Raw genomic sequence first — 20,684 nt, 5'->3', positions numbered from 1 at the left:
CGAATTGCCGGCGCTTCCATCCGCGAAGACGTTGGCGCCTTGCTCGATGGTGATGGTGCTGTTGCTGTTGAACTCGACGGTGTTGGCGCCGATGCCGCCTGGGTACGGACTGTTTCCGTTGGTGGAGCTGTTCTGGACCGTGGCGCCGCTGCGGACCGTGATGGTGGCATTGTTGCCAAGGCTGATCGCGGAGCTGTTGCCCGTGCTGACCAATGCACCCGACTGGACATCCACCGAGGTGTTGTCAGCCGTGGCCGGTCCCGTCCCGACGGTCGTGCCTTGCGTTCCTCCCGCCGAACTGCAGGCGATGGCCGCACCCGTGGCCACGCAATCCGCCGCGGCCGGCATTGACACCGTGGCCAGAGCCAGTGTCACCGCTGCGCCTGCCGCGCTCACAGTGGCGCGAGCCTTCGCATGACCACGACTCAATTCCGAAGCTACTGTCCATGCTGCGAGAGCATCGTTCCACACGATTCGAAAGACTTTGTTCATGATGTTCCTGGTTGATTCCGCCGCCGCGGAGTAGCGACGCAATCCAAGCCAAGATCAGGGAGAACGGCCCTTGCCGAACAAGCCCTCAGTACTGGAGCGTCTAGCGTGAGGGCGCGAGCATATGTAACAAGTGGTCGCGCAGGGCGATGCTTTGTTAACTCTAGTTAACTTTTATTAACTAGTTCACACATATAACGGGATTTCGCTTCAAAACCTTGTTGCCTGGGCCCGACAGGGCTTGGAGGACGACGTCGATCATGGTCCTCAATACAACCCCGTCAGACGGAGCGGAGACAGGCGAGGGCCGACACACCAACCGACGTGAACATCATTGCGCGTGCGCGGCAACTGATACCACGGCACGCAGACCGAGCAGGTAGCTGTCCACGCCAAAGCCGCAGATCTGTCCTTTCACGATCTCGGCGAATACCGAGTGATGGCGAAACGTCTCGCGCGCATGGATGTTCGACATGTGCAGTTCGACCACAGGCACGGTGAGGATCGCCAGTGCGTCGCGAATGCCGTAGCTGTAGTGCGTCCAGGCACCGGCGTTGATGAGCACCGCGTCCACGCCCTCGGTGAAGCCGCGGTGGATGCGCTCGCACATCGCGCCTTCGCTGTTGGTCTGGAAGCTCTCGACCTCGGTGCCCAACTCCTTGCCGAGTGCCTGCAATAGCGCGTCGATCTCGGCCAGCGTCACCGTGCCGTACTGCTTCGGGTCGCGCTTGCCGAACATGTTGTGGTTGATGCCGTGCAGCATGAGGATCTTCATGGGGGTCGTCTCCTGCTCGTCGGGTCAGACCAGGGGAATGGTCATGCGGTCGATGAGGCTGCGCGTGTCGGGCCGCACGCCGCGCCACCACAGGAAGGCTTCCGCAGCTTGTTCCACCAGCATGCCGACGCCGTCGGCCAGCTTCGGCACGCCGGCGTTCTGCGCCAGCCGCAGGAAGGGCGTCAGGCCCTTGCCGTAGGCAAGCTCGTAAGCCAGCTTCGCACCCTGCAGCGCCTGCGCGGGCAGGGGCGGCAATTCGGCCCTGAGGCTCGCGGAGGTGCCGTTGATGACGATGTCGAATCGCTCGCCTGCCAGATCGCCGTAGCCGCAGCCTTGCACGCGGCCGTGCCCGGCGAACTGTTTTGCCAGGTCGACGGCCTTGGCCTGCGTGCGGTTCGCCAGCACCACCACGGCTGGTTGTCGCGCGAGAAACGGCTGCAGTGCGCCACGCACCGCACCGCCCGCGCCGAGCACCAGCATGCGCGCGCCCTCGAGCGGGAAGCCCAGGTTGCTCTGGATGTCGTTGGTCAGGCCCACGCCGTCGAAGTTGTCGGCAAGGATGCGGTCGCCATCGAACTTGAGCGCATTGGTGGCGCCTGCGAGTTCGGCGCGTTCGAGCCGTTCAGTGGCCAGTGCATAGGCCTGCAGCTTGAACGGGGCGGTGACGTTCATTCCGCGCCCGCCCGCCTTGCGAAATGCGTGCACGTCGTCGGCGAAGCGCTCCAGCGAGCCTTCGATCGCGCTGTAGTTGATGTCCTGGCCGGTCGCTTCGGCGAAGCTGCCATGGATCATCGGCGATTTGGTGTGTCCTATCGGGTTGCCGATCACGGCGTACTTGTCGGTCATCGCTGTTTCCTTACTTGCTGTAGAGCACGCCGTCGGCCTGCATGTCGGCGATCTGCGCGGCGTCGAAGCCGAGGCTGGCCGCGATTTCCGCGTTGTGCTCGCCCAGTTCGGGCGCCACCTGCGTGATCGAGGTGTCGCAACCCGACATGTGGAAGGGCAGGTTCGGCAGGCGGATCTTTCCGAGCACCGGATGGTTCTGCTCGACCACCATGCCGCGCGCGCGGATCTGCGGGTCGGCCAGCACTTCATCGATGCGCTGGACCTTGGCGGCAGGCACGTCGATGCCGTCCAGCATCTTCAGCACCTGCGCGACCGGCCGCGCAGCAACCCACGGCTTCACCACTTCGAGGATCCCGGCGCGATGGGCATTGCGCCCGGCCGACGCGTGCAGCCGCTTGTCGCCGCCGAAACCCGCGGGGCCGCCGTTCTGCTCGACCAGTGCGGCAAAGCGCTTCCAGGCGTCGTCCACCTGCGCGGCGATCACGAGGTCGCCGTCCTGCGCGCGGAACACGCCGTAGAGCGTGGAATTGGGCATGTCGTGCCCGGTCTGCACCGGCACCTCCTGTCCGTTGGAGAGCGTGTAGCACTGCACCGCGTACTCGTGCATGGACACCAGCGTGTCGTACAGCGCCATGTCGATGTGCTGCCCGCGGCCGGACTTCACGCGCCCCAGCAGCGCGGCGTTGATTGCGGCGACCGCATGGATGCCGGTGTACATGTCACCCAGCGAGATGCGCAGCAGCGGCGGTGCCTCGCCCGGGTTACCGACCATCTGCATGATGCCGCTCTTGGCCTCGGCGATGAGGCCGAAGCCGGCGCGGTGCGAGTCGGGGCCGGTGTGGCCGTAGGCCGAGATCGAGCAGTACACCAGGCCGGGGTTGGTCTGCGCGAGTTCGGCGTAGCCCAGGCCCAGTTTGTCGAGCGCACCGGGGCGGTAGTTCTCGACGAACACGTCGGCGCTGTCGGCCAGCTTCTTCATCAGTGCCCGGCCGCGTGGGTCCTTCGTGTTCACGCTGAGCCCCTTCTTGCCCATGTTCTGCTGCAGGAAATAGCCGCTGTGGTCGCCGACGAACCACGCATGCTGACGTCCTGCATCGCCCGTGCCGGGACGCTCGACCTTGATGACTTCGGCACCGAGCGCGGCAAGGCAGCGGCCGACATAGGGCCCGGCCAGGAAGTGGCTGTAGTCGACGACGCGGAAGCCGGCCAGCGGCAGCGCTTGCTTCGGCGACGCGCTCATGCCGGCTTTCTCGGCACCATCACGCGGTGCTCGCCCTTTTGCACGACCTCGTCGCGCTGGTTGATGAGTTCGGACGGCAGCACGAGGATGCCCCAGCCCGGCTTGCTCTTCGATTCGCGCTTGCTGCCGACGTGGAATTTCACGCGCACCGTGTCGCCGAGCTTGATGGGGCCGACAAAGCTCCATTCCCAGCCGAGCGACATGCCCGGCATGAAACGCATGTCGCTCTTCGTCTTGAGCCCGTCGGCCACCGACAGGCCGAACAGCCCGTGCGCCACGCGGGTGCCGAAGGGCGTGGTGCGTGCATAGGCTTCGTCGGTGTGAACGGGGGTGTGGTCGCCGGTGAGGTCGGCATACGCCATCACGCGCGCCTCCGTCACTTCATAGGGCGGGCTGGTGCACTCCTGGCCGACGACGGCGTCGTCCCAGTACTTGTCTTCGATGGTCAAGGTGGTCATTGGTGTGTGTCTCTGTATTGGGGGAGCGGCTCTTCAGGCGCGGGGATCGATGGCGAGCGCGCGTGCCACGGCGCCGGCGCTGGCCTGGATGAATTCGACGGCCAGGCCGTCCGGCAGGCGCAGCCAGTTGCGGCCCTGCGGCATTTCGGTCACGCCGAAGGCCTGTGCGGCGGCGAGTGCGGCTTCGAGGTCTTCGCACATCACGCCGAGATGGCCGAGGCGGCCTTCAGGCCCTGCGTAGTCGGGCTTGGCCATGAACTGCATGCCGCCGAGGGTCCAGTACTGCACCGGCTCTTCGAGCGTGCCCTGCACTTCGCGCATCGTCATGCCGCAGACGTCGTGGAAGAACTTGATGTGCCAGTGGATGTCCTTCACCCAGATGGCGACGTGCTCCACGTAGGCGCGCGGCGTGCTCATTTCGCCTCCAGCCGGCGTTCGATGCCCTTGATGGCCGCAACCAGCGTCTGGTTGACCGGCGTCGGCACGTTGTGCAGGAGCCCGCCGCGCACTACCGCGCCGTTGATGAAATCGATCTCGGTGATGGAGCCTTTCTCCAGGCTCTGCAGCATGGAGGTCTTGAACTCGTAGGGCAGGCCTTCGGCGGCCATCACCCATGCATCGCGCGGAGACTGAATCGACAGCTTCACGCCGACGGCCCGCGCGACGGCCATGGCCTCGGCCACGGCGGCGATGGCCGTGGCCTCGATCTCGGGCACCGCGTAGAGGCTGCCGTACACCTGGCCCGTGATGCCGCTCAGCGCGCCGGTCGAGACGTTGATGAGCAGCTTGTCCCACATCACGCCCAGGATGTTGTCGCTGACCTCGCAAGGGAGTTCGGCGCGCTCGAATTCGGCCGCGATGGCCCTGGCGCGTTCGCTCACGCTGCCGTCGAGTTCGCCGATCACCGTGCGCTTGCCGTGCGTGCCGGCAATGATGCGGCCCGGGCCGAGCAGGACGCCGCCGACGTAGGTCTTGCCGGCCAGCACGTGCTCGCGGCCGGCGACGTCGGCCAGGATTTCCTCGTGGCCCATGCCGTTCTGCAGTGACATCAGCGCGGTGTCGGGTCCGATGATCGACAGCGCGCCTTCGATGGCCGAGCGCGTGTGGAAGGACTTGACCAGCACGATCACCAGGTCGGCCGGCGGCAGGCCCTCGACGCCTGTAGCTGCGCGCACCTTGATGCGGCGCTCCGAGTCGCCGTCCTTCATGAGGAGGCCGTCGCGGTTGACGGCGTCGACGTGCGCCTGGAACGGGTCGATGAGCGTGACGTCCGACCCGCCGGCGGCGAGCGTGCCGCCGATGGCACAGCCGAGGGCGCCGGCGCCCAGGAAGTAGATTTTCATGCCTGTCTCTTGAAGGAGTGTTTCGAAGGGATGCGTCGAAGATAGGGTTCGACGAACATTTCGTCCATGACATGGAGCGAATGGTCTACATTCCGTTTTGAAATGAATGCGGACGACGACAACCTCGATGCGAGCGCGGGCCTGCTCAGCCTCAAGCTGCTGCGCCTGTTCGACCTGATCTACACCACGCAGAGCGTGACGCGCGCGGCCGACCAGCTCGGCCAGAGCCAGCCGACGGTGAGCAACTGGCTGGGCCGGCTGCGCAGGCATCTGGGCGACGAGCTGTTCGTGCGTACCGCGGCAGGCATGCAGCCGACACCGCGCGCGGAAGAACTGATCGTTCCGGCGCGCGAGGCCCTGGCGGCGCTGCGCCGCGTGGCCGCGCCGCCGGAAGTGTTCGACCCGTCGAGCGCGACGCGGCGCTTTCGCATCTGCATGACGGATGCCAGCCACATCACGCTGCTGCCGCAACTGCTGGCGCACGTGCGCGCCGTGGGCCCCGGCATTCGCCTGGAGGCTGCGCGCATCGACGAGCAGACCGGGCAAGCGCTGCAGTCCGGCCAGGCCGACCTCGCGATCGGGCTGGTGCCCTGGCTCGAATCAGGCTTCTACCAACAGGTGCTGTATCCGCAGGATTGGGTGTGCCTGGTGAATGCACGGCATCCGCGCGTCGGCTCGAAGGGCATGGGCCTGCGCGACTACAAGGCCGAGGCGCACATCGGCATCGTCGGCGGTACGGGCGTGCAACTGCTGGAGGCAGCGCTGCTGCGGCACCGCGTCGAACGGCGCATCCTGCTGGAGCTACCCGGCTTCCTGGGCCTGGCCGCCATCGTCTCGACCACCGACCTCGTCGCCACAGTGCCCCGCCAGATCGGCGAGACGCTGGCCCGCACCAACGGGCTCGCCGTGTTCGATTGCCCGGTGCCCGTGCCGCCCTTCACCGTCAAGCAGCACTGGCACGCGCGCTACAACCAGGACCCGGCGAATCGCTGGCTGCGCGGTTTGTGCGAACGGCTTTTTGCCAAGAAGTCGAACGCGCGTAAATAGAGGATCGAGCCTGTCGACGGCCAGGGTGAAGAGCACGATGCGCTTTTGAGCGCCTGCTCCGGGCGATAGCTTCAACCCGGAGCGCGGTGAACGAAGTGGCCTTGATGGTGCGGCCCGACGGCACGACCGAATGGCATTGCGAGACCGACCTGGGCCCGATCACCGTCGCCCCAAGAAAACCCGAGTGGCCGATCAAGCTCTTGAGGGCCATGACCGAGCGCGTTTCGACGACCACGTTGGGCAGCGCAAGGTTCTGCCGCGCTGCACGTTTCGCCGTTTCGGAGAAATCCAACCGTCGCTTGGGTGGCACGCGCCACTGTTGGTAAAGACAGAGCCGCATCACCTGATCAATGCATTCACGCGTTGTCAGGCGAGCACCCCTCGCGAGACATCGAGCGAATCAGCTTCGCGCTTCCGGGGATGTCAGGTGCCGTTCGGCGTGTTGCGTGAGCGGCTCGCCGACATGGCTGTGGAGAAGCTCAGTCATCGGGATTGGGTGCCAGCATCCAGTGCATAGCGTTCAGAGGCTGCGCGCACGCGTGAGAGAACAACGCCATTCCTATGAAAAATGAATGAGTGAATCTCGATTTTCGACGCATTCAAAAAGCAAGAGATGAAGTCTTGGTTGCTCTACTCCGTCGATCGCTGCATCGTGAATGGAGCGCCTTGTAATGCACAAGTGTTGGTTGATGTTAGGCCTGATGCGCCGGTATTTCCTTTTTTGTCGGACTCCACTTAAGAGCTGGCCATAACTTGTCACACGGTTAATCCGAAGCGACGCTCCGCGTCACTTTCCGGGATCAATTGGCGCGTTCTCCTCCGGCGGGGTCTGAGGCATGAATCGTGCGCCTCATGGCGTGGTCGGCGAGTGCATCCGGGCCCGAGCCTGCGACATACATGCTGGCCATGCACGACGAAAGTATTCCCCCGCATGCGAAGTACGCAACGCGTGCGGCGGCTGGTTCTCTTCAATCTCAAAAAAACATTCCCATGATGATGTTCCCCCGAGGATGCGTTTCCGCACTGATGCTTTTGGTGCTCCTGTCTGGCTGCGGCGGTGGGGGTGGCGGCAACCAGGGCAGTGGCCTGGCCGGCCTGTCCGGTCTGGGCGGTGGCAGTCAAGGCAGCAATGGCACCGGCCAAAGTGGCGGTGGCACAGGCGGCGCGAGCGGCACAGGGGGCGGCATAGATGGGGGCACTTCGCCCGTCGCAGCGACCACAGCACTGGTGACCAGGCTCGGCAAGCCCGCCCGGGTGCTGTTCGGGCTCGGCTCCGGTTCCATCGACGAGATGAAGAAACAGGACATTCACCCGGACATCGTGGACACCTACCTGGTAGGCACTGGCGCAGGCGCCTGGCCTACCTGGAACAGTCCCGACGGCGCGTACCTCACATACACCGCGCAGGCCAAGCAGGCCTACGGCGCGATTCCGATGTTCACGCTCTACCAGATGCAGGGCGATCTAAGCGGCATCAACGACGCGGCCTTCATGAACAAATACTGGGGGCAGACGCGGCTGATGTACCAGCTCATTGCGGACCTGCGCGGGCCCGTTCTGATCAACCTGGAGCCGGACTTCTGGGGATTCCTTGCGTCGAAGAGGCCCGACCACGACGCGACGCAAATTCCGGCCGTCGTGAACAACCAGCCGGAATGCGCTGGGCTGCCGAACACCGCCGCGGGCCTCGGCCAATGCCTCGTGCAGATGGGCAGGCAGATCGCGCCCAAGGCGCTGGTGGGATTCCCGCCCTCCTTCTGGAGCGGCACCGCTGCCGAGATCGGCGCGCAGATGCGCGTGGTCGGGGCAGACAAGGCGGACTTCATCGTCGCCCAGACCAGCGACCGCGACGCGGGCTGCTGGGAAGCTGACTCGCCGCCCGACGAATGCAGGGGCCGAACCGGAACGTTCTACTGGGACGCAAGCAACAAGACCAGTCCGAACTTCCACGACTCCCAGAAGCAGATTTCGGACTACCGTGCCGCACTGGGCAATGGCCTGCCGATCCTGTGGTGGCAAACGCCGATGGGCGTGCCGTCCGACACGCCCGGCGGCACTGACCAGCACTACCGCGACAACCACGTCGACTACATGCTGCGCAATACCCAGGAGTACGGCGACACGCACACGTTCGCGATCGTCTTCAGCCCAGGAGGTAGCCACCAGACCTCCATCACCACCGATGGTGGCCAATTCGCCCGCCTTTCGGGCCAGTACCTCGCGCGAGGCGGTGCGGCCTTGAAGTAGCGATCGGACGCCGGAATCGCACTTGATCCGACGGCGACGTATTCGACCACCATGTATGTGGAAGGCGCCCCGGTTCTACATCCTCTTCCAGGATGAACACCAGGATCAGTCAGCCTCGCGAGCCGAAAGGCCTTCCAGGCGGATCGCAGGCTTATCAATGAAATCAGCGCCTCCAGGAAAGCTGGCGGCCCGTGCCGGGCTCCGCGACTTTTCAGCGCATTAACCAACGGCTCCCATGTTTGACAAAACTGATTTTGCTGCTGCGTTGCTCGTGTTGAGCGCGGTCGTGCTCCCGGGTTGCGGGGGCGGAGATTCGGAAAATTTCCAGGCAGGCGCTACGGTCCCTGTTGTCGCAGGGGGCACCCCAGAGGTCCCAGCTGTCGCGGGAGGCACACCGGAGACTCCCGCCACCACGGGAGTCACCCCCGAAGTCCCCGCCGCCCCGGGAGACACCCCGGTGGCCCGCGTCATCAAGCACCCCGGTGTTGGGGTCACCCTCTCGGATCTCGCGACGCTCAAGGCGTACGTCGATCAGGGCAGGGAGCCATGGGCGTCCGGCTTCGAGCAAGTGGCGGGCAGTCCCATGTCCAGGCTCAGCTACGGAGGGCATGGCCCGTTCGCGAAAGTGAGCCGCGCCCCTGACGAGAATCTCTGGGCCTGGCGCAACGACATGGTCGCGATCTCGAATCTCTCGCTGATGTGGTACTTCACCCGTGACGAGCGATACGCGGAGAACGCGCGCAAGTTTCTGCTTGGGTGGGCCACCACCCAGACCGAGTTCTCGGGTCGCGAGTCGATGCTCGACCTGGGCGACTACGCGCTCCAGTTCGTGGGCGGCGCGGAAATCCTGCGCGCCACATGGCCGGGCTGGAAGGAGTCCGACACGGCGACGGTGAAGAAGTACTTCAAGGACGTCCTGATGCCGGCGGCGAACCCCTACGGCGAAAGCTCGTTCGGCGCCGCCAACAAGGGCGCACTGTCCCTCACCGCGCTTGGGCTGATGGCGATCTACAACGACGACATCGAGGCATTGGACAAGGTCGTCTACCAGGCCCGCACGCTGGCCCACATCGGGCTGCGAAATTCCAACGACATCGGCATGCTCGGCGACTCGCTGCGCGACCAGGGGCATGCCTATGGGCAGCTCAAGTCGCTGACCATGCTCGCCGAGGCGCTCTGGAGCCAAGGCATCGACATCTATTCCGATTTCGACAACCGCCTGCTGGCGGCGGGTGAGTATTTCGCGAGGGTGAACGAGCGCGTGCCCACGGCAGCGCTTCCTTTCGGCACCACCGATCGCTACTACCTCACCGACGTCACCGGGCACGGCTGGGACGGCGCCAATGGCGGGAGCGTGGCGCTGACCCAGATCTATGGCGCCTACGTCCTGCGCAAGGGTCTCCAGGCCCCCTTCATCGCGCAGAGGCGCCTCCGGATGCCGGTGGACGGCAGCAGCTTCATGTTCCTCAAGGACGCCGACACGTCGAAGGCGACACCGCCGCCGGCGCTGCCCATTCCTTCGACCGCCTCGATCACCTCGGGATTCAGCAATGCCGACATCGGGGGCGCCAGCCCGGCCGGCACGGCCACATACGCCGACGGCAAGTGGAACGTGGCTGGGGCAGGCCGGGGTATCTGGGGCGCACTCGACAGTTCCCACTTCACCTACAAGGCCCTCACCGGCAACAGCGCCATCATCGCGAAAGTCGAGTCGCTCCAGAACACCCACCCGTCCGCAATGGCGGGCGTGATGATGCGCACAAGCCTGGATCCAGACGCTCCGCGCGCCTGGATGGCGATAAATTACAAAGGTGAAGCCTTACAGAACATGACGAAGCTGGCGGTGTATGGCGGCTCGAACTACGCGAACAAGGTTGCGAGCTCCGGGCCCACTTACTGGGTGAAGCTCGAGCGCATCGGGAACATCATCACCGGCTACGTTTCTCCCGATGGCACCAATTGGGCCGCCACCGATGTCGGCCGCATCAACGCCCCCGTTCCCGACACGGTCTATGTCGGATTGGTGGTCTCGTCGGTCACCAGCCAGCTAAACAACAGCGTCTTCAGCAACGTGCAGATCACCGGCGGCGACGGTGGTGCGCCGAGCGTCATCCCGGCGGCGCCCGCCATGCTGCTGGCCTCGCCGGGCGATGGCACCGTCCCGTTGCGCTGGCAGGCGTCCTTCGGCGCCAACGGATACACGGTCGGCCGCTCCGAGTTCAGCGGCGGACCCTACGAGACCGTCGCGTCGGGCGTCACGGGCAGCAGCTATACGGACACCTCCGTGGTCAATGGCACCACCTACTACTACACCGTCACGGCGAGCAACTCCGCCGGAACGAGCGGCCGTTCTCCCATGGACAGCGCCACGCCGGCCCGTCCGATGGTGAACGTTGCCACCGGCGGCACCGCAAGCGACAGCGCGGGCAATGCGACCCAAGCGAAACGCGCCTTCGACCGGAACTCGCTGTCGCAATGGCTCTACGTGGGCACGACCGGCTGGCTGCAGTACGACCTCGGCCATACGGAGCGCGTCCGGCGCTATGCGATCACCAGCACCACCAACCCGGTCCCGCGCGATCCGAAGGACTGGCAGTTCCAGGCCTCCAACGACGGCGTCACCTGGACCACGCTGGACACGCAAAACGACCAGGTGTTTGACTACCGCCTGGAACTGAAGACCTATGCGATCGCGAATCCGGCCTCCTATCGCTACTACCGGCTCAACATCACAGCCAACAACGGCGACAGCACCCTCACAGATCTTTCCGAACTGGGGCTGTTCGTTTCCAAGTAGCCGTAGTGAACCCGATGCGCGATGGACGGGCACGCCCATGGCACATCTCTTCCAGCTCCAAGCAATACGCCAAAAAATGCCACAGATTTCAAGAAAAATGAGTGAGGTGTCCATTGGCAGATCGTCTCCAGTTTCATCGACGTTCCCCCGTAACTGGAATTGCGCGCGGCTCATAGCGATCGGCCTGCTGAGCACATGGGTCGCGGCTTGTAGCGGTGGGTCGTCGGGCACTTCGACAGAAGCACTCATTGCAGGCACACCCGCAATCGCACCTGCACCTGCACCTGCACCTGCACCTGCGCTTGAACCCGCACCCGCCCAGGGCACCTCCTGGAAGAGCGTGAAGTTCGGCGGCATCGGCGTGATGGCGGCAGATCAGAACATCTATGGACGCATCTACGTGAGCGGCACCGGCCGGGGTGCGTTCTACAGCAACTGAACCCCGTCGCTTCATCCCCGCATCGCTCATGCGCAAGACCGTGCGGGGTGCTTCACATATCGACGCAGCGCTCGACTGCTTGTTCTTGCCGCCCTTCCAGTTGGCGATCTTGTGCCGGCCTTCAATGGCACTGAACACCTCCGCTTGCTGCCCTACGGAAGCTCCCGTGCGCTGACCGGATCGGCCGTCGGCGGCAGCGCACCGCGCGGGGAGCCGGGCGCAAGCTTGCGCGTATCGGGCAGCACCGGCGCGGCGTTCACCCCGCGCAGCATGATGTTGTCGGTGTTGGGCTGCGTCTGCAGCTGCTGGCCGCGGATCTCGTCGTAGCGGTCGTAGGCGAAGGCCTCGGTCGAGGCGCCATCGCGCATCACCGCCGGGCGCAGGAACATCATCAGGTTGCTCTTGGTGCGCGTGCGGTTCTCGTTCTTGAACAGGTTCCCCAGCACCGGGATGTCCCCGGCCAGCGGCACCTTCTCGATGTTGTTGTTGTAGGTGTCCGACAGCAGCCCGCCCAGCATCACCAGGCCGCCGTCCTCCACCAGCACGCTCGACTCGATCGAGCGCTTGTTGGTGGTCGGGCCGTTCACGTTGGTCAGCGAGTTCTGGTCGACCGTGGAGGTCTCCTGGAAGATCGTCATGCGCACCGTGCCGTTCTCGTTGATGGTGGGGCGCACGCGCAAGGTCAGGCCCACGTCCTTGCGCTCCACGGTGGTGAACGGGTTCACGCCCACCGAGCCCGAGGTGCTGGCATACGAGCCCGTAGGGAAGGGCACGTTCTGGCCGATGATGATCCTGGCCTCTTCGTTGTCCAGCGTCAGCAGGTTGGGCGTGGAGAGCACGTTGGCATCGCCATCGCTGTTGAAGAAGTTGGCGATCGCGCCCAGGATGTACTGGCCGCCGATCTTGCCGGCGATGCCCAGGTTCAGCCCCGGCTGGATCGAGGAGGCCAGCCCGGCGGCATTGCGGGTGGCCAGCGCCTGGGTCAGCGCCAGGATGTTGGTCTTGTTCAGGCTGGAGTTGGTGCCGATGACCCCGTTGTTGCCCAGCGCGCTTTGCCACTGCACGCCGAAGTTGGCGGCCTTGCTGGCGCTGACCTCCACGATCAGCGCCTCGATCATGACCTGTGCGCGTCGGCCATCGAGCTTGTCGATGACGGCGCGCATCTGGCGGTACTGGGACTCGGGGGCGGTGATGATCAGTGAGTTGGTCGTCGGGTCGGCCTGGATCTGGCCGCCGGTGGAGGGCTGGTTGGCGGCTGGCGAGCCGCTTTGGCCGCCCGTGCTGTTCTGCGTGGCCTGCTGTGGCACGGCGCTGCTGCCGTCAGCCGCACCCGCGCCCGTGGTGCCCGATGGCCGGTTCGCCGCCATCGCGGCGCGCAGCGTGGCCGCCAGGCGCACCGCTTCGGCGTTCTTCAGGTAGACCACATAGATGTTGCCGGCAGCGCCATTGCTGCTTTCGGCAGGCGGGCGGTCGAGCTTCTCGATCAGCGTGCGCACGAGTTGCGCGCGCGCCGGATTGGCCGCGCGCATGAGCACCGAGTTGCTGCGCGCGTCGGCCAGCAGCGTGGTGCGAAACGATGCATCGGCGCCACCCGGCGCTTCGCTGACGCTCGGTGCGCCCGACGCACCGCCATCGATGAGCCGCTGCACCAGCGGAATCAGGTCGGTGGCGATCGAGTGCTTCAGCTGGATGACCTCGACATCGGAGGCATTCGGCACATCGAGTGCCGCGATGATGCGTGCGAGCCGCCGCATGTTGTCGGCGTAGTCGGTGATCACGAGCGAGTTGCTGCCCGGGTTCACGTTGATGGTGTTGTTCGGCGGAATCAGCGGACGCAGCACCGGCATCAGGGCGTTGGGCGACTCGTGGTTGAGCCTGAAGATCTGGGTGACGACCTGGTTGCTTGCCGACGCTGGCACGGCACCGATGGAGGTGTTCACGGCGACGCTCTGCAGCTTGGCGTTGGCTTCGAGCACCACCTTGTAGAGGCCGTCGGCCTCCACCACCGCAAAGCCCTGCAGGCGCAGCGCCGCGGCGAACTGGTTGAAGGCGGCGGCCGGCTGCACGGCGCGGTCGGTCACGAGGTCCATCGTGCCCTTCACGCGCGGATCGACCACCACATTGCGCCCGGTCACCACCGCCATGGTGCGCGCCACGGCCTCGATGTCGGCGTTGGAGAAATTGAGCGTGATCGGACTGCTGCGAACAACAGGCGCTGCCGCGGCCTCGGCCGGCGCGGGCGTCTCCACCGTCCGTGGCTCGACAACGGCAACCGCCTGAAGCGTGACCCGCACCGAATTGCCTTGCAGCTCTGCCGTGTACGGCACCGGCTGCCGGAGATTCAACACCACCCGGCTGCGCTCGCCGGCCTGCACCACATTGATCGAGCGCAGGTTGGGTTGATTCACTTCGATGGCCGCGCGCCCGACATCGTTGGTGGCGCCAAGGAAGTCCAGTGCGATGCGCGCGGGGCTCGCGACCGAAAAACTGCTGGGCACGGCGGCGAGCGGTCGTGCCAGGTCGATCTGGATCACCTCCACACCCTGTTGCATGGCGCTTGCGACCGCCTTGATCGCGTTCTGCGCGCAGGCGGTGTCGACCGCGCCGGCTGCAAGCAGGCCCAGGCACACGGCCCGAAGGCGGAACCGGAGAGCGCCCCGTGCGCCGAGGTCTTTCACTGGCGGGCGGTTTGTCTCAGATCGAATGACCGAGCACCATCGCGACGCCGGGTTGCTTGTTCGGCCGGACGAAGCTGTCGCGTGTCAGGCGTCCCATCTTGATGGTGAGCGTCTGGGTGCTGAACCACTTGTCATAGAGCGCATTGATCTCGCCGCTGGCGTACAGCTGCGAGAGGCTCCGGTCGACCGCCGCGAGCAACGCGGTGTCGCCCTTGCGCACCATCACTGCGTACGGTTCGACCGACAGCGCAAGCCTGCTCAGGCTGAGCGTATCGATCCCCTTGTCGTTCGACACGAGGCCCTGCAGCAGCGAATCATCCTGCGCAAACGCTTGCACCTTGCCTTCCTTCAGGGCTTTGTAGGCCTCGCCGTTGTTGTCGTATGTGGTGAACTTCGCGTCGCGCAGCTCGCCGTCGCCCAGTTGCTTGAAAAGCTTCTCCGAGGTCGAACCCTTGGCCAGCGCGATCGGCATGTTCTTCAAGTCCTTTACCGTCTCCACGTGAAGGCTCTTGTTCGTCAGCACGCGCATCCCGGCGACGAAGAAGGTGTAGCTGAAGTCCACCTTGTCCTGGCGCGCCATCGTGTTGGTGGTCGAGCCGCACTCGAGGTCGATTTCGCCGGCGAGCAGCTTCGGAATGCGCTCCGGACCGGCCACGAGCTTGTACTGGACCTTGATGTCGGGAAGCTTGAGTTCGCGCTTGATCTCCTCGACCGCGTGCAGGCACAGATCGATCGAATAGCCGACCGGCTGCTTCTGTGCATTGACGAACGAAAAGGGCGGCACGGCTTCGCGCACGCCGAGCACGATCGTGTGCGTTTCGCGGATCTTGCTCATCGTGTCGGCGGCCTGCGCCGGCAGTGCCGCCAGCGCCATCAGCACGGAGACCAGGGGAATCATTGCGGCATGCAGCAGCCGCAGGGGAAAAGGGAACATGGGGGTACTACGCCAACGGCGGTTTGAATTTCGATGTCGATCACACGCCGTTGCTGTCTCGCCGACCCTCGGGGGTCGCGTTCGCACCCACCGCCCGGCATCGCTCGCAAGAGATTCGGTTCTTGCGAGCGATGCGGACCCCATGTGTCATTCGGTAACCTTGCGCGCTGATTGTTTACTGAAACGTGTGCCTTCCATTGGCATGAAAAATGGAATTCAAACGCTCGTTTTTCGAGGCAATCGCCACGTTCTGCCGGCGCTCGAGGGAGCCATGGTCGTTCCAGCTTTGTCCTGGACTTGCGACAACTCGCCCATCGGGTCAAAGACGCTCACGTTCCAGTAGGTCGGAACGTAGTCGTGTCCTGCCAGCGCAAGGGCATTGCCGATAACGATGTGCACTATATTTCTAAACGCTGATGACGAAAAAGGCCGAATCCAGACTGCTTTGTTGAGCCACTTCACTCACAGCCACTGCACGGCGTATTCCCTGACAGCGGGATAACCCGTACAAGCGAAGTTTGTGAAAGCTGCCTAATAGTTCATGTTGCATTTGAAGGCGGGCAAAAAAATGCACTTTCTTGCAGCTGGCCCTAACTTGAAGGAGACACATGAAAACTCATCAGCCTTTGGCAGTTTCCGCAATCGTTGCAGCCGTTCTCGCCAGTGGGTGCGGTGGCGGCGGCAACAACAACACACTTCCTTTCATCGGATTCGGCAATCCCCCTGTCGCCACGGTGCCGCCCCCGTCAGGCCCTGCGGCGCTGACATGTGATGACACGCTCAAGGCCAATTTCAAGCCTGACGCCAGCACCAGTGTTGTTGCGGTCAAGTCATTCAAGAAGGGAGACGCCCTCGTCCTGGGTGGCGCGGCGACGGCGACAACGCCGGTGGCTGCCAACGACGTCTGCATGGTCAAGCTCAATGTGGGGCCTGGAAACCCTGGACCCGAAGGCGCCCCTTCAACGTCGCCCGGCATCGGCATCGAGATCTGGCTGCCATCGAAAGCAGCCTGGAATTCGCGCATTCATGCGTTGGGAGGCGGTGGTTGGCAAGGGGGTGTCGCCGGCAGTGCGGCAGCGATTGCGAGCAGCGACGCGGCCAACGTGGCCGGCAAGGAAGGCGCTGTCTCATCGACCACGGATACCGGGCATTCCTCGCTCGCGGGCGGGTCGTTCGCAATGAACCCGGATGGCACCATCAACAAGACGTTGTGGACCGACTTTGCCAGCAGAGGCATTCATGAACAGGCCATCAAGACGAAAGCGCTGGCAGCGGCCTACTACGGAACGCCGGCCAAGTACGCCTACTGGGACGGGGGCTCGACAGGGGGACGCCAAGGCCTGAACCTGGCGCAGAACAATCCCACCGACTTCGACGGCATCGTCGCCAACTATCCTGCGATCAACTGGACGAGGTTCATCACCGCGGAGCTGTATCCGCAGATCGTCTTCCAGCGTGACCTGGGTGGTGTTGCACCGACCCAGGCTCAGCAGGATCTGGTTTCCAACGCTGCCATTGCCGCATGCGATGTGGTGGCCGGCCAGCACCTGGGCTATGTGCTCGACCCCGCGTCTTGTACGTACGACCCGACGACAGATCTCACGGTTCTCTGCACATCCGACGGTGGAACGAACGGCACGAGCGCGTGCGTCACGAAAGCACAAGCCACGGCCATCAACAAGGTCTGGTACGGCATGACCGCCGACGGCTCGGCACCGTCGCCGGCGACCGACAACGGCTGGTCTGCGGCTTCGTCCTCCACGCTGCTTGGCTCCGCAAACCAGCGCTGGTACGGACAGAGCCGCGGCACTTCGCTGTATGGCGCCATGTTCGCTTCTTTTGGTCTGAACGGCCTGACCAGCCCGAACGGTGCATTCCCCATCGCGTCTGATCAGGTGGCGCTCGAGTTGCAGAACTCGACCATCGGCGACCCTTCGTTCGTGAATGCGACCGGCAACGGCCAATCGCTTTGGAAGCAACTGAGCTACGCGCAGTTGAGCAATGCCTACGACCGCGGCGTGACGCTGCAGCCGCAGTTCGGAAACATCAACACGGACAACCCGGACCTCTCCGCGTTCAAGAATCGCGGCGGCAAGATGCTGACCTGGCATGGTTTGGCCGACGAGCTCATCATGGCGCAGGGGACGGTCAACTACTACAACAGCGTGGTAGCCAGGAACGGCGGGTTGAGCGATGTCCAAGGCTTCTATCGACTCTATCTGGTGCCAGGTGCCGGCCATGGCGATCCGAACGGAACGTCCAACCCGACAGCGGAAGTTCCCTACTTCACGCCGACCCAGTTCTACGACGCACTGACGGCGTGGGTGGAAAAAGGCACCGCTCCGGATGCCCTGACCCTGCAGACCCTTGGCGGTGCCCCGACGAAAACCCGTCCCATCTGCGTGTACCCGAAGAAAATCACCTACACCAGTGGAGACATCGGCTCAGCGGCGAGCTACACCTGCTCGTAGTTGCGGCCACTGTCAGAACTCGTGGTGTGGAGTCAGGCGACTGAACTGCGCTTGCAGCCACTCTGCGAGTGGATCCCAGCCATATCAACCCATGGTGACTGCCGTCAGGGTCAAAGCCGGCAGGTGCCGAGAGACTTCCTCGTTCCACATCGTCAGCCGCTAGCACGAGCGGACTGAGAGCCACACCCAGGCCGGCAGACGCAGCTTCCACAAGCGCGGCGGCGAGCAGGGCGTTGGCGTTGTTCGCCTGCAGTCTGCCGCTCGCCGGGATGGCGATTTCACGGCCATCGCGCAGGAACTGCCAATCGGTCGACGGCGAGCGAGTGCCCACGAATGCCAGGCATTCGTGGCCCTCAAGGTCTTTCGATGGCGCAGCACGCCAATGCCATGGCGGCAAAGCTCGCATCCGGCATCACCTCGGCGGGCCACGCACTGGCTGCGGATACCGAGACCAACCAGGTGTTCCCCATCCTGCCGGACCCGGTGATCGCTGCGTTGCAGAAAGACTTCGCGTTCTATGTGTGGGGAAGGGCGGGCGACGGCCACTCCGTGATCCGCCTGGTCACCTCATGGGCAACGGACGAAAGCCAGGTCGACTTGTTCTTGTCTCGCCTCGCCATTGCCGGTAGCGGCGCGTGAGCCGCTGCGTTCTTGCAAGCATCAAGACCGTGCTGACCAGCGGCGAATAGGCCCGCCGATTCGATCGCCCTTCACCAAGCGCCCAGAGCCGGCGCTTGACCATTGCCATCGATGCGAGTGCGGCCATGGTCTTGTCCTTCCAGCGCACAGGGGTGGTGTCGCCCGTCGGGTGCTTGCCTGCCAGCCACTGTGCGGGCAGATCGGGCACGAGTGCGAGCGCGGTGGCCATGCCGGCAATGGCCACGCCGCCTGCGATGACCTTCTCTGCCACCGCCATGCTCCGGATGCCACCCGTCGTCATCAGCGGCATCTTCGCCACGGCCGCGAGCTTCGATGCGAACTCGAGAAAGTACGCCTCGCGGGCCAGCGTGCGGCCGTCGGCGGTGGCGCCTTGCATTGCAGGGCTTTCGTAGCTGCCGCCGGACAACTCGACCAGATCGACTGGCAACTCGTTCAGCCAGAGAATGACTTGCCGCGCATCGTCTTCCGAGAACCCGCCCCGCTGGAAGTCGGCCGAATTGAGTTTCACCGCGACACAGAACCCCGGCGAGACACGCGTTCGGACCGCTTTCACGACCTCGAGCAGCAATCGCACACGGTTGGCGAGGCTTCCGCCCCAACGGTCGTCGCGCCGGTTGGTCAATGGCGACAGGAACTGCGAGATCAGGTAGCCGTGCGCCGCGTGGATTTCAACGCCGGTGAAGCCCGCGCGTTCTGCCGCCGTCGCAGTGTCGGCAAAGCGGGTGATGATCTCGGCGATCTCGGCCTCGCTCATTGCTTTCGGCATGGCGAACAGCTTGCTGTGCTTGCCAAGATCGAGCGCAACCGCAGACGGCGCCCACGCTTCTTCGCCCATGTTGGCGCGCACCTGCCGGCCTGGATGGTTGATCTGCATCCACGCTTGCGCACCGCGGCTGCGCGCGACCCTCGACCACTCGATGAACGGCTCGATGGCCGTTCCGGCGTCGAGCACGATCCCGCCAGGCCCCGTCAGCGCCCGCCCGTCGATCATCACGTTGCCGGTGATGATCAGGCCGGTGCCGCCACTTGCCCACGCCCTGTAAAGCTCGAAGATCGCGGGCCCGGGCAACTGCCCGACGGCCGCCATGTTCTCTTCCATGGCCGCCTTGGCGATGCGGTTGGGAACGACGCTGCCGTTGGGCAGGGTCAAGCTGGAGAAGAGGGGACTGTTCACGTTGCGCTGGCCTTCCGTACTCACGAAGAGAAGAATGCGGGTGATGCTAAGTTTGAAGTCAACTTGAAGGTCAAGCGCCATGAAGATCGGTGAACTTGCCGCGGCAACGGGCGTGGCCCCGTCCGCCATCCGGTTCTATGAAAAGAGTGGCCTGCTGCCGGCGGCACAGCGTGGCAGCAACGGCTACCGGAGCTACTCGAACGATGCGATCGAACGGCTCAGGCTGATCCAGGTCGCGCAATCGCTCGGCTTCTCGCTCGACACGCTTGGGGGCGTCTTCGCAAGCGCCGAAGGATTCAGGAAGGACGAGTTGATGCGCAACCTCGACGTTCGGCTCGCCGAGATCGACGGGCTCATGTCGACGCTGAGGTCGCAGCGCCGCGAGCTTCGTGATCTTCGGGAAACGCTGCGCAGCAGCTGGGCTGCGGGTGATTGTGTCGATGCGGTGGCGCTGGCAAAGGAGATGTCGGCGAAACCGGCGCCGATGTCGCGGCGCCTGACTATCCGGTCTTCAGAGGCCCGTTGAACCTGTAAGCACTGAGGATGATTCCGGACGGCATTGCTTTCGTGCTGACGAGCTCGAAGGAGCGCGGTGGCGTTCCCTCCGCAAAGAGGCGCTTTCCAGTGCCCAGCAGGACCGGATAGACGATCAGCATGGCTTCATCTGCAAGCCCATGTTCGAGCACCGTCGATGTCAGCGTGGAGCTGCCCCAGAGGACAAGGTCCGGGCCAGCTTGCGACTTGATGCGTTGAATGCCCTCGACGATGTCCGGTCCAAGGCCCTCGAACGGGCCCCACTCAAGACTGTCCGGACGGTGGGTAACGACATATTTGGTGGCCGCATTCAAGCCGTCTGCCATCGGGCTGCTCGGTGCCTTTGGCCAGAAGCCCGACCACATGTCGTAGGTGCGACGACCGAGCAGCAGATCGAAGCGCCCGCCGTGCGCGGCGAAGACTTCATCCCGGCCCTCGGGCGTCCGATAGGGCGCGGTCCAGTCAGCGTAGGGAAAGTCGTCTTCGCCGGAGGACTGGATCACGCCGTCCAGCGACACGTGCTCCATGATCTTGAGCTTTCTCATTCGGGTC

19 protein-coding genes are annotated in these 20,684 nt (G+C 64.4%); 7 read left to right on the top strand and 12 right to left on the bottom strand.

What is annotated here, in order from left to right:
* The 7 genes from ACZYSP_RS12915 to ACZYSP_RS12885 all read right to left on the bottom strand — a co-directional run.
* Nucleotides 1-492: ESPR domain-containing protein (locus tag ACZYSP_RS12915; protein ID WP_489014506.1), on the bottom strand; the 492-nt coding region annotated here is incomplete at its 3' end.
* Nucleotides 493-820: 328 nt separating this feature from the next.
* On the bottom strand, nucleotides 821-1,264 hold the full coding sequence (gene aroQ / locus ACZYSP_RS12910; protein WP_354339445.1) for a type II 3-dehydroquinate dehydratase: 444 nt from the start codon (nucleotides 1,262-1,264) through the stop codon (nucleotides 821-823).
* Between the two features lie 24 nt (nucleotides 1,265-1,288).
* Complete coding sequence (gene aroE, locus ACZYSP_RS12905) at nucleotides 1,289-2,110, bottom strand: shikimate dehydrogenase (protein ID WP_354339444.1); 822 nt, start codon at nucleotides 2,108-2,110, stop codon at nucleotides 1,289-1,291.
* Nucleotides 2,111-2,120: 10 nt separating this feature from the next.
* A complete protein-coding gene (locus ACZYSP_RS12900) occupies nucleotides 2,121-3,350 on the bottom strand; it encodes a CaiB/BaiF CoA transferase family protein (RefSeq protein ID WP_354339443.1) in 1,230 nt (409 codons plus the stop codon).
* Nucleotides 3,347-3,799: a MaoC family dehydratase gene (locus tag ACZYSP_RS12895; protein ID WP_093082734.1), complete on the bottom strand. Its 453-nt coding sequence runs from the start codon at nucleotides 3,797-3,799 to the stop codon at nucleotides 3,347-3,349. The genes ACZYSP_RS12900 and ACZYSP_RS12895 overlap by 4 nt, the downstream gene beginning before the upstream one ends.
* Before the next feature lie 42 nt (nucleotides 3,800-3,841).
* Complete coding sequence (locus ACZYSP_RS12890) at nucleotides 3,842-4,225, bottom strand: VOC family protein (protein WP_093082719.1); 384 nt, start codon at nucleotides 4,223-4,225, stop codon at nucleotides 3,842-3,844.
* Nucleotides 4,222-5,151, bottom strand: coding sequence for a ketopantoate reductase family protein (locus ACZYSP_RS12885; protein WP_354339442.1), 930 nt, complete (start codon nucleotides 5,149-5,151; stop codon nucleotides 4,222-4,224). Before ACZYSP_RS12885 ends, ACZYSP_RS12890 begins: the two co-directional genes overlap by 4 nt.
* A gap of 102 nt (nucleotides 5,152-5,253) precedes the next feature.
* Here ACZYSP_RS12885 and ACZYSP_RS12880 point away from each other — a divergent pair, with 102 nt between their 5' ends.
* From ACZYSP_RS12880 to ACZYSP_RS12865, 4 genes are all read left to right on the top strand, one after another.
* Nucleotides 5,254-6,198 carry a LysR family transcriptional regulator gene (locus tag ACZYSP_RS12880; RefSeq protein ID WP_258352917.1) on the top strand — a complete coding sequence of 315 codons (945 nt, stop codon included), beginning with the start codon at nucleotides 5,254-5,256 and terminating at the stop codon, nucleotides 6,196-6,198.
* A gap of 1,026 nt (nucleotides 6,199-7,224) precedes the next feature.
* Nucleotides 7,225-8,445, top strand: coding sequence for a hypothetical protein (locus ACZYSP_RS12875; protein ID WP_354339441.1), 1,221 nt, complete (start codon nucleotides 7,225-7,227; stop codon nucleotides 8,443-8,445).
* A 457-nt stretch (nucleotides 8,446-8,902) separates the two neighbouring features.
* Entirely contained in the window at nucleotides 8,903-11,242 is a 2,340-nt protein-coding gene (locus tag ACZYSP_RS12870) for a discoidin domain-containing protein (protein ID WP_489014501.1), read from the top strand.
* A gap of 37 nt (nucleotides 11,243-11,279) precedes the next feature.
* Nucleotides 11,280-11,681, top strand: a complete 402-nt coding sequence (locus ACZYSP_RS12865) for a hypothetical protein (protein WP_489014499.1) — start codon at nucleotides 11,280-11,282, stop codon at nucleotides 11,679-11,681.
* A 152-nt stretch (nucleotides 11,682-11,833) separates the two neighbouring features.
* Here ACZYSP_RS12865 and gspD read toward each other — a convergent pair whose 3' ends face one another.
* Nucleotides 11,834-14,359, bottom strand: a complete 2,526-nt coding sequence (gene gspD / locus ACZYSP_RS12860) for a type II secretion system secretin GspD (RefSeq protein ID WP_354339438.1) — start codon at nucleotides 14,357-14,359, stop codon at nucleotides 11,834-11,836.
* Nucleotides 14,360-14,375: 16 nt separating this feature from the next.
* Complete coding sequence (locus tag ACZYSP_RS12855) at nucleotides 14,376-15,293, bottom strand: amino acid ABC transporter substrate-binding protein (protein WP_489014497.1); 918 nt, start codon at nucleotides 15,291-15,293, stop codon at nucleotides 14,376-14,378.
* Between the two features lie 608 nt (nucleotides 15,294-15,901).
* Here ACZYSP_RS12855 and ACZYSP_RS12850 point away from each other — a divergent pair.
* Nucleotides 15,902-17,764, top strand: a complete 1,863-nt coding sequence (locus ACZYSP_RS12850; RefSeq protein WP_489014495.1) for a tannase/feruloyl esterase family alpha/beta hydrolase — start codon at nucleotides 15,902-15,904, stop codon at nucleotides 17,762-17,764.
* Here the strand turns inward: ACZYSP_RS12850 and ACZYSP_RS12845 are convergent.
* Nucleotides 17,712-18,170 carry a LysR substrate-binding domain-containing protein gene (locus ACZYSP_RS12845; RefSeq protein ID WP_489014493.1) on the bottom strand — a complete coding sequence of 153 codons (459 nt, stop codon included), beginning with the start codon at nucleotides 18,168-18,170 and terminating at the stop codon, nucleotides 17,712-17,714. The two genes, ACZYSP_RS12850 and ACZYSP_RS12845, sit on opposite strands and share 53 nt — an antisense overlap.
* Between ACZYSP_RS12845 and ACZYSP_RS12840 the strand changes: the two genes are divergently transcribed.
* Nucleotides 18,131-18,403, top strand: coding sequence for a hypothetical protein (locus tag ACZYSP_RS12840; protein ID WP_489014538.1), 273 nt, complete (start codon nucleotides 18,131-18,133; stop codon nucleotides 18,401-18,403). The two genes, ACZYSP_RS12845 and ACZYSP_RS12840, sit on opposite strands and share 40 nt — an antisense overlap.
* Here the strand turns inward: ACZYSP_RS12840 and ACZYSP_RS12835 are convergent.
* Entirely contained in the window at nucleotides 18,327-19,598 is a 1,272-nt protein-coding gene (locus tag ACZYSP_RS12835; protein ID WP_256217022.1) for an NADH:flavin oxidoreductase/NADH oxidase family protein, read from the bottom strand. The genes ACZYSP_RS12840 and ACZYSP_RS12835 overlap by 77 nt on opposite strands.
* 79 nt (nucleotides 19,599-19,677) lie before the next feature.
* Here ACZYSP_RS12835 and ACZYSP_RS12830 point away from each other — a divergent pair, with 79 nt between their 5' ends.
* Complete coding sequence (locus ACZYSP_RS12830; RefSeq protein WP_354339433.1) at nucleotides 19,678-20,124, top strand: MerR family transcriptional regulator; 447 nt, start codon at nucleotides 19,678-19,680, stop codon at nucleotides 20,122-20,124.
* On the opposite strand, the gene ACZYSP_RS12825 is transcribed toward ACZYSP_RS12830, so the two are convergent.
* The gene (locus ACZYSP_RS12825; RefSeq protein ID WP_354339432.1) at nucleotides 20,099-20,677 is read right to left on the bottom strand and encodes a dihydrofolate reductase family protein; all 579 of its coding nucleotides are present in this window, start codon (nucleotides 20,675-20,677) and stop codon (nucleotides 20,099-20,101) included. The two genes, ACZYSP_RS12830 and ACZYSP_RS12825, sit on opposite strands and share 26 nt — an antisense overlap.
* Nucleotides 20,678-20,684 lie beyond the last annotated feature (7 nt).

The sequence above is a fragment of the Variovorax sp. F042 genome (assembly GCF_057814215.1).
The sequence above is the reverse complement of the archived record's forward strand: the minus strand, read 5'-3'. Positions and strand labels throughout refer to the sequence as shown.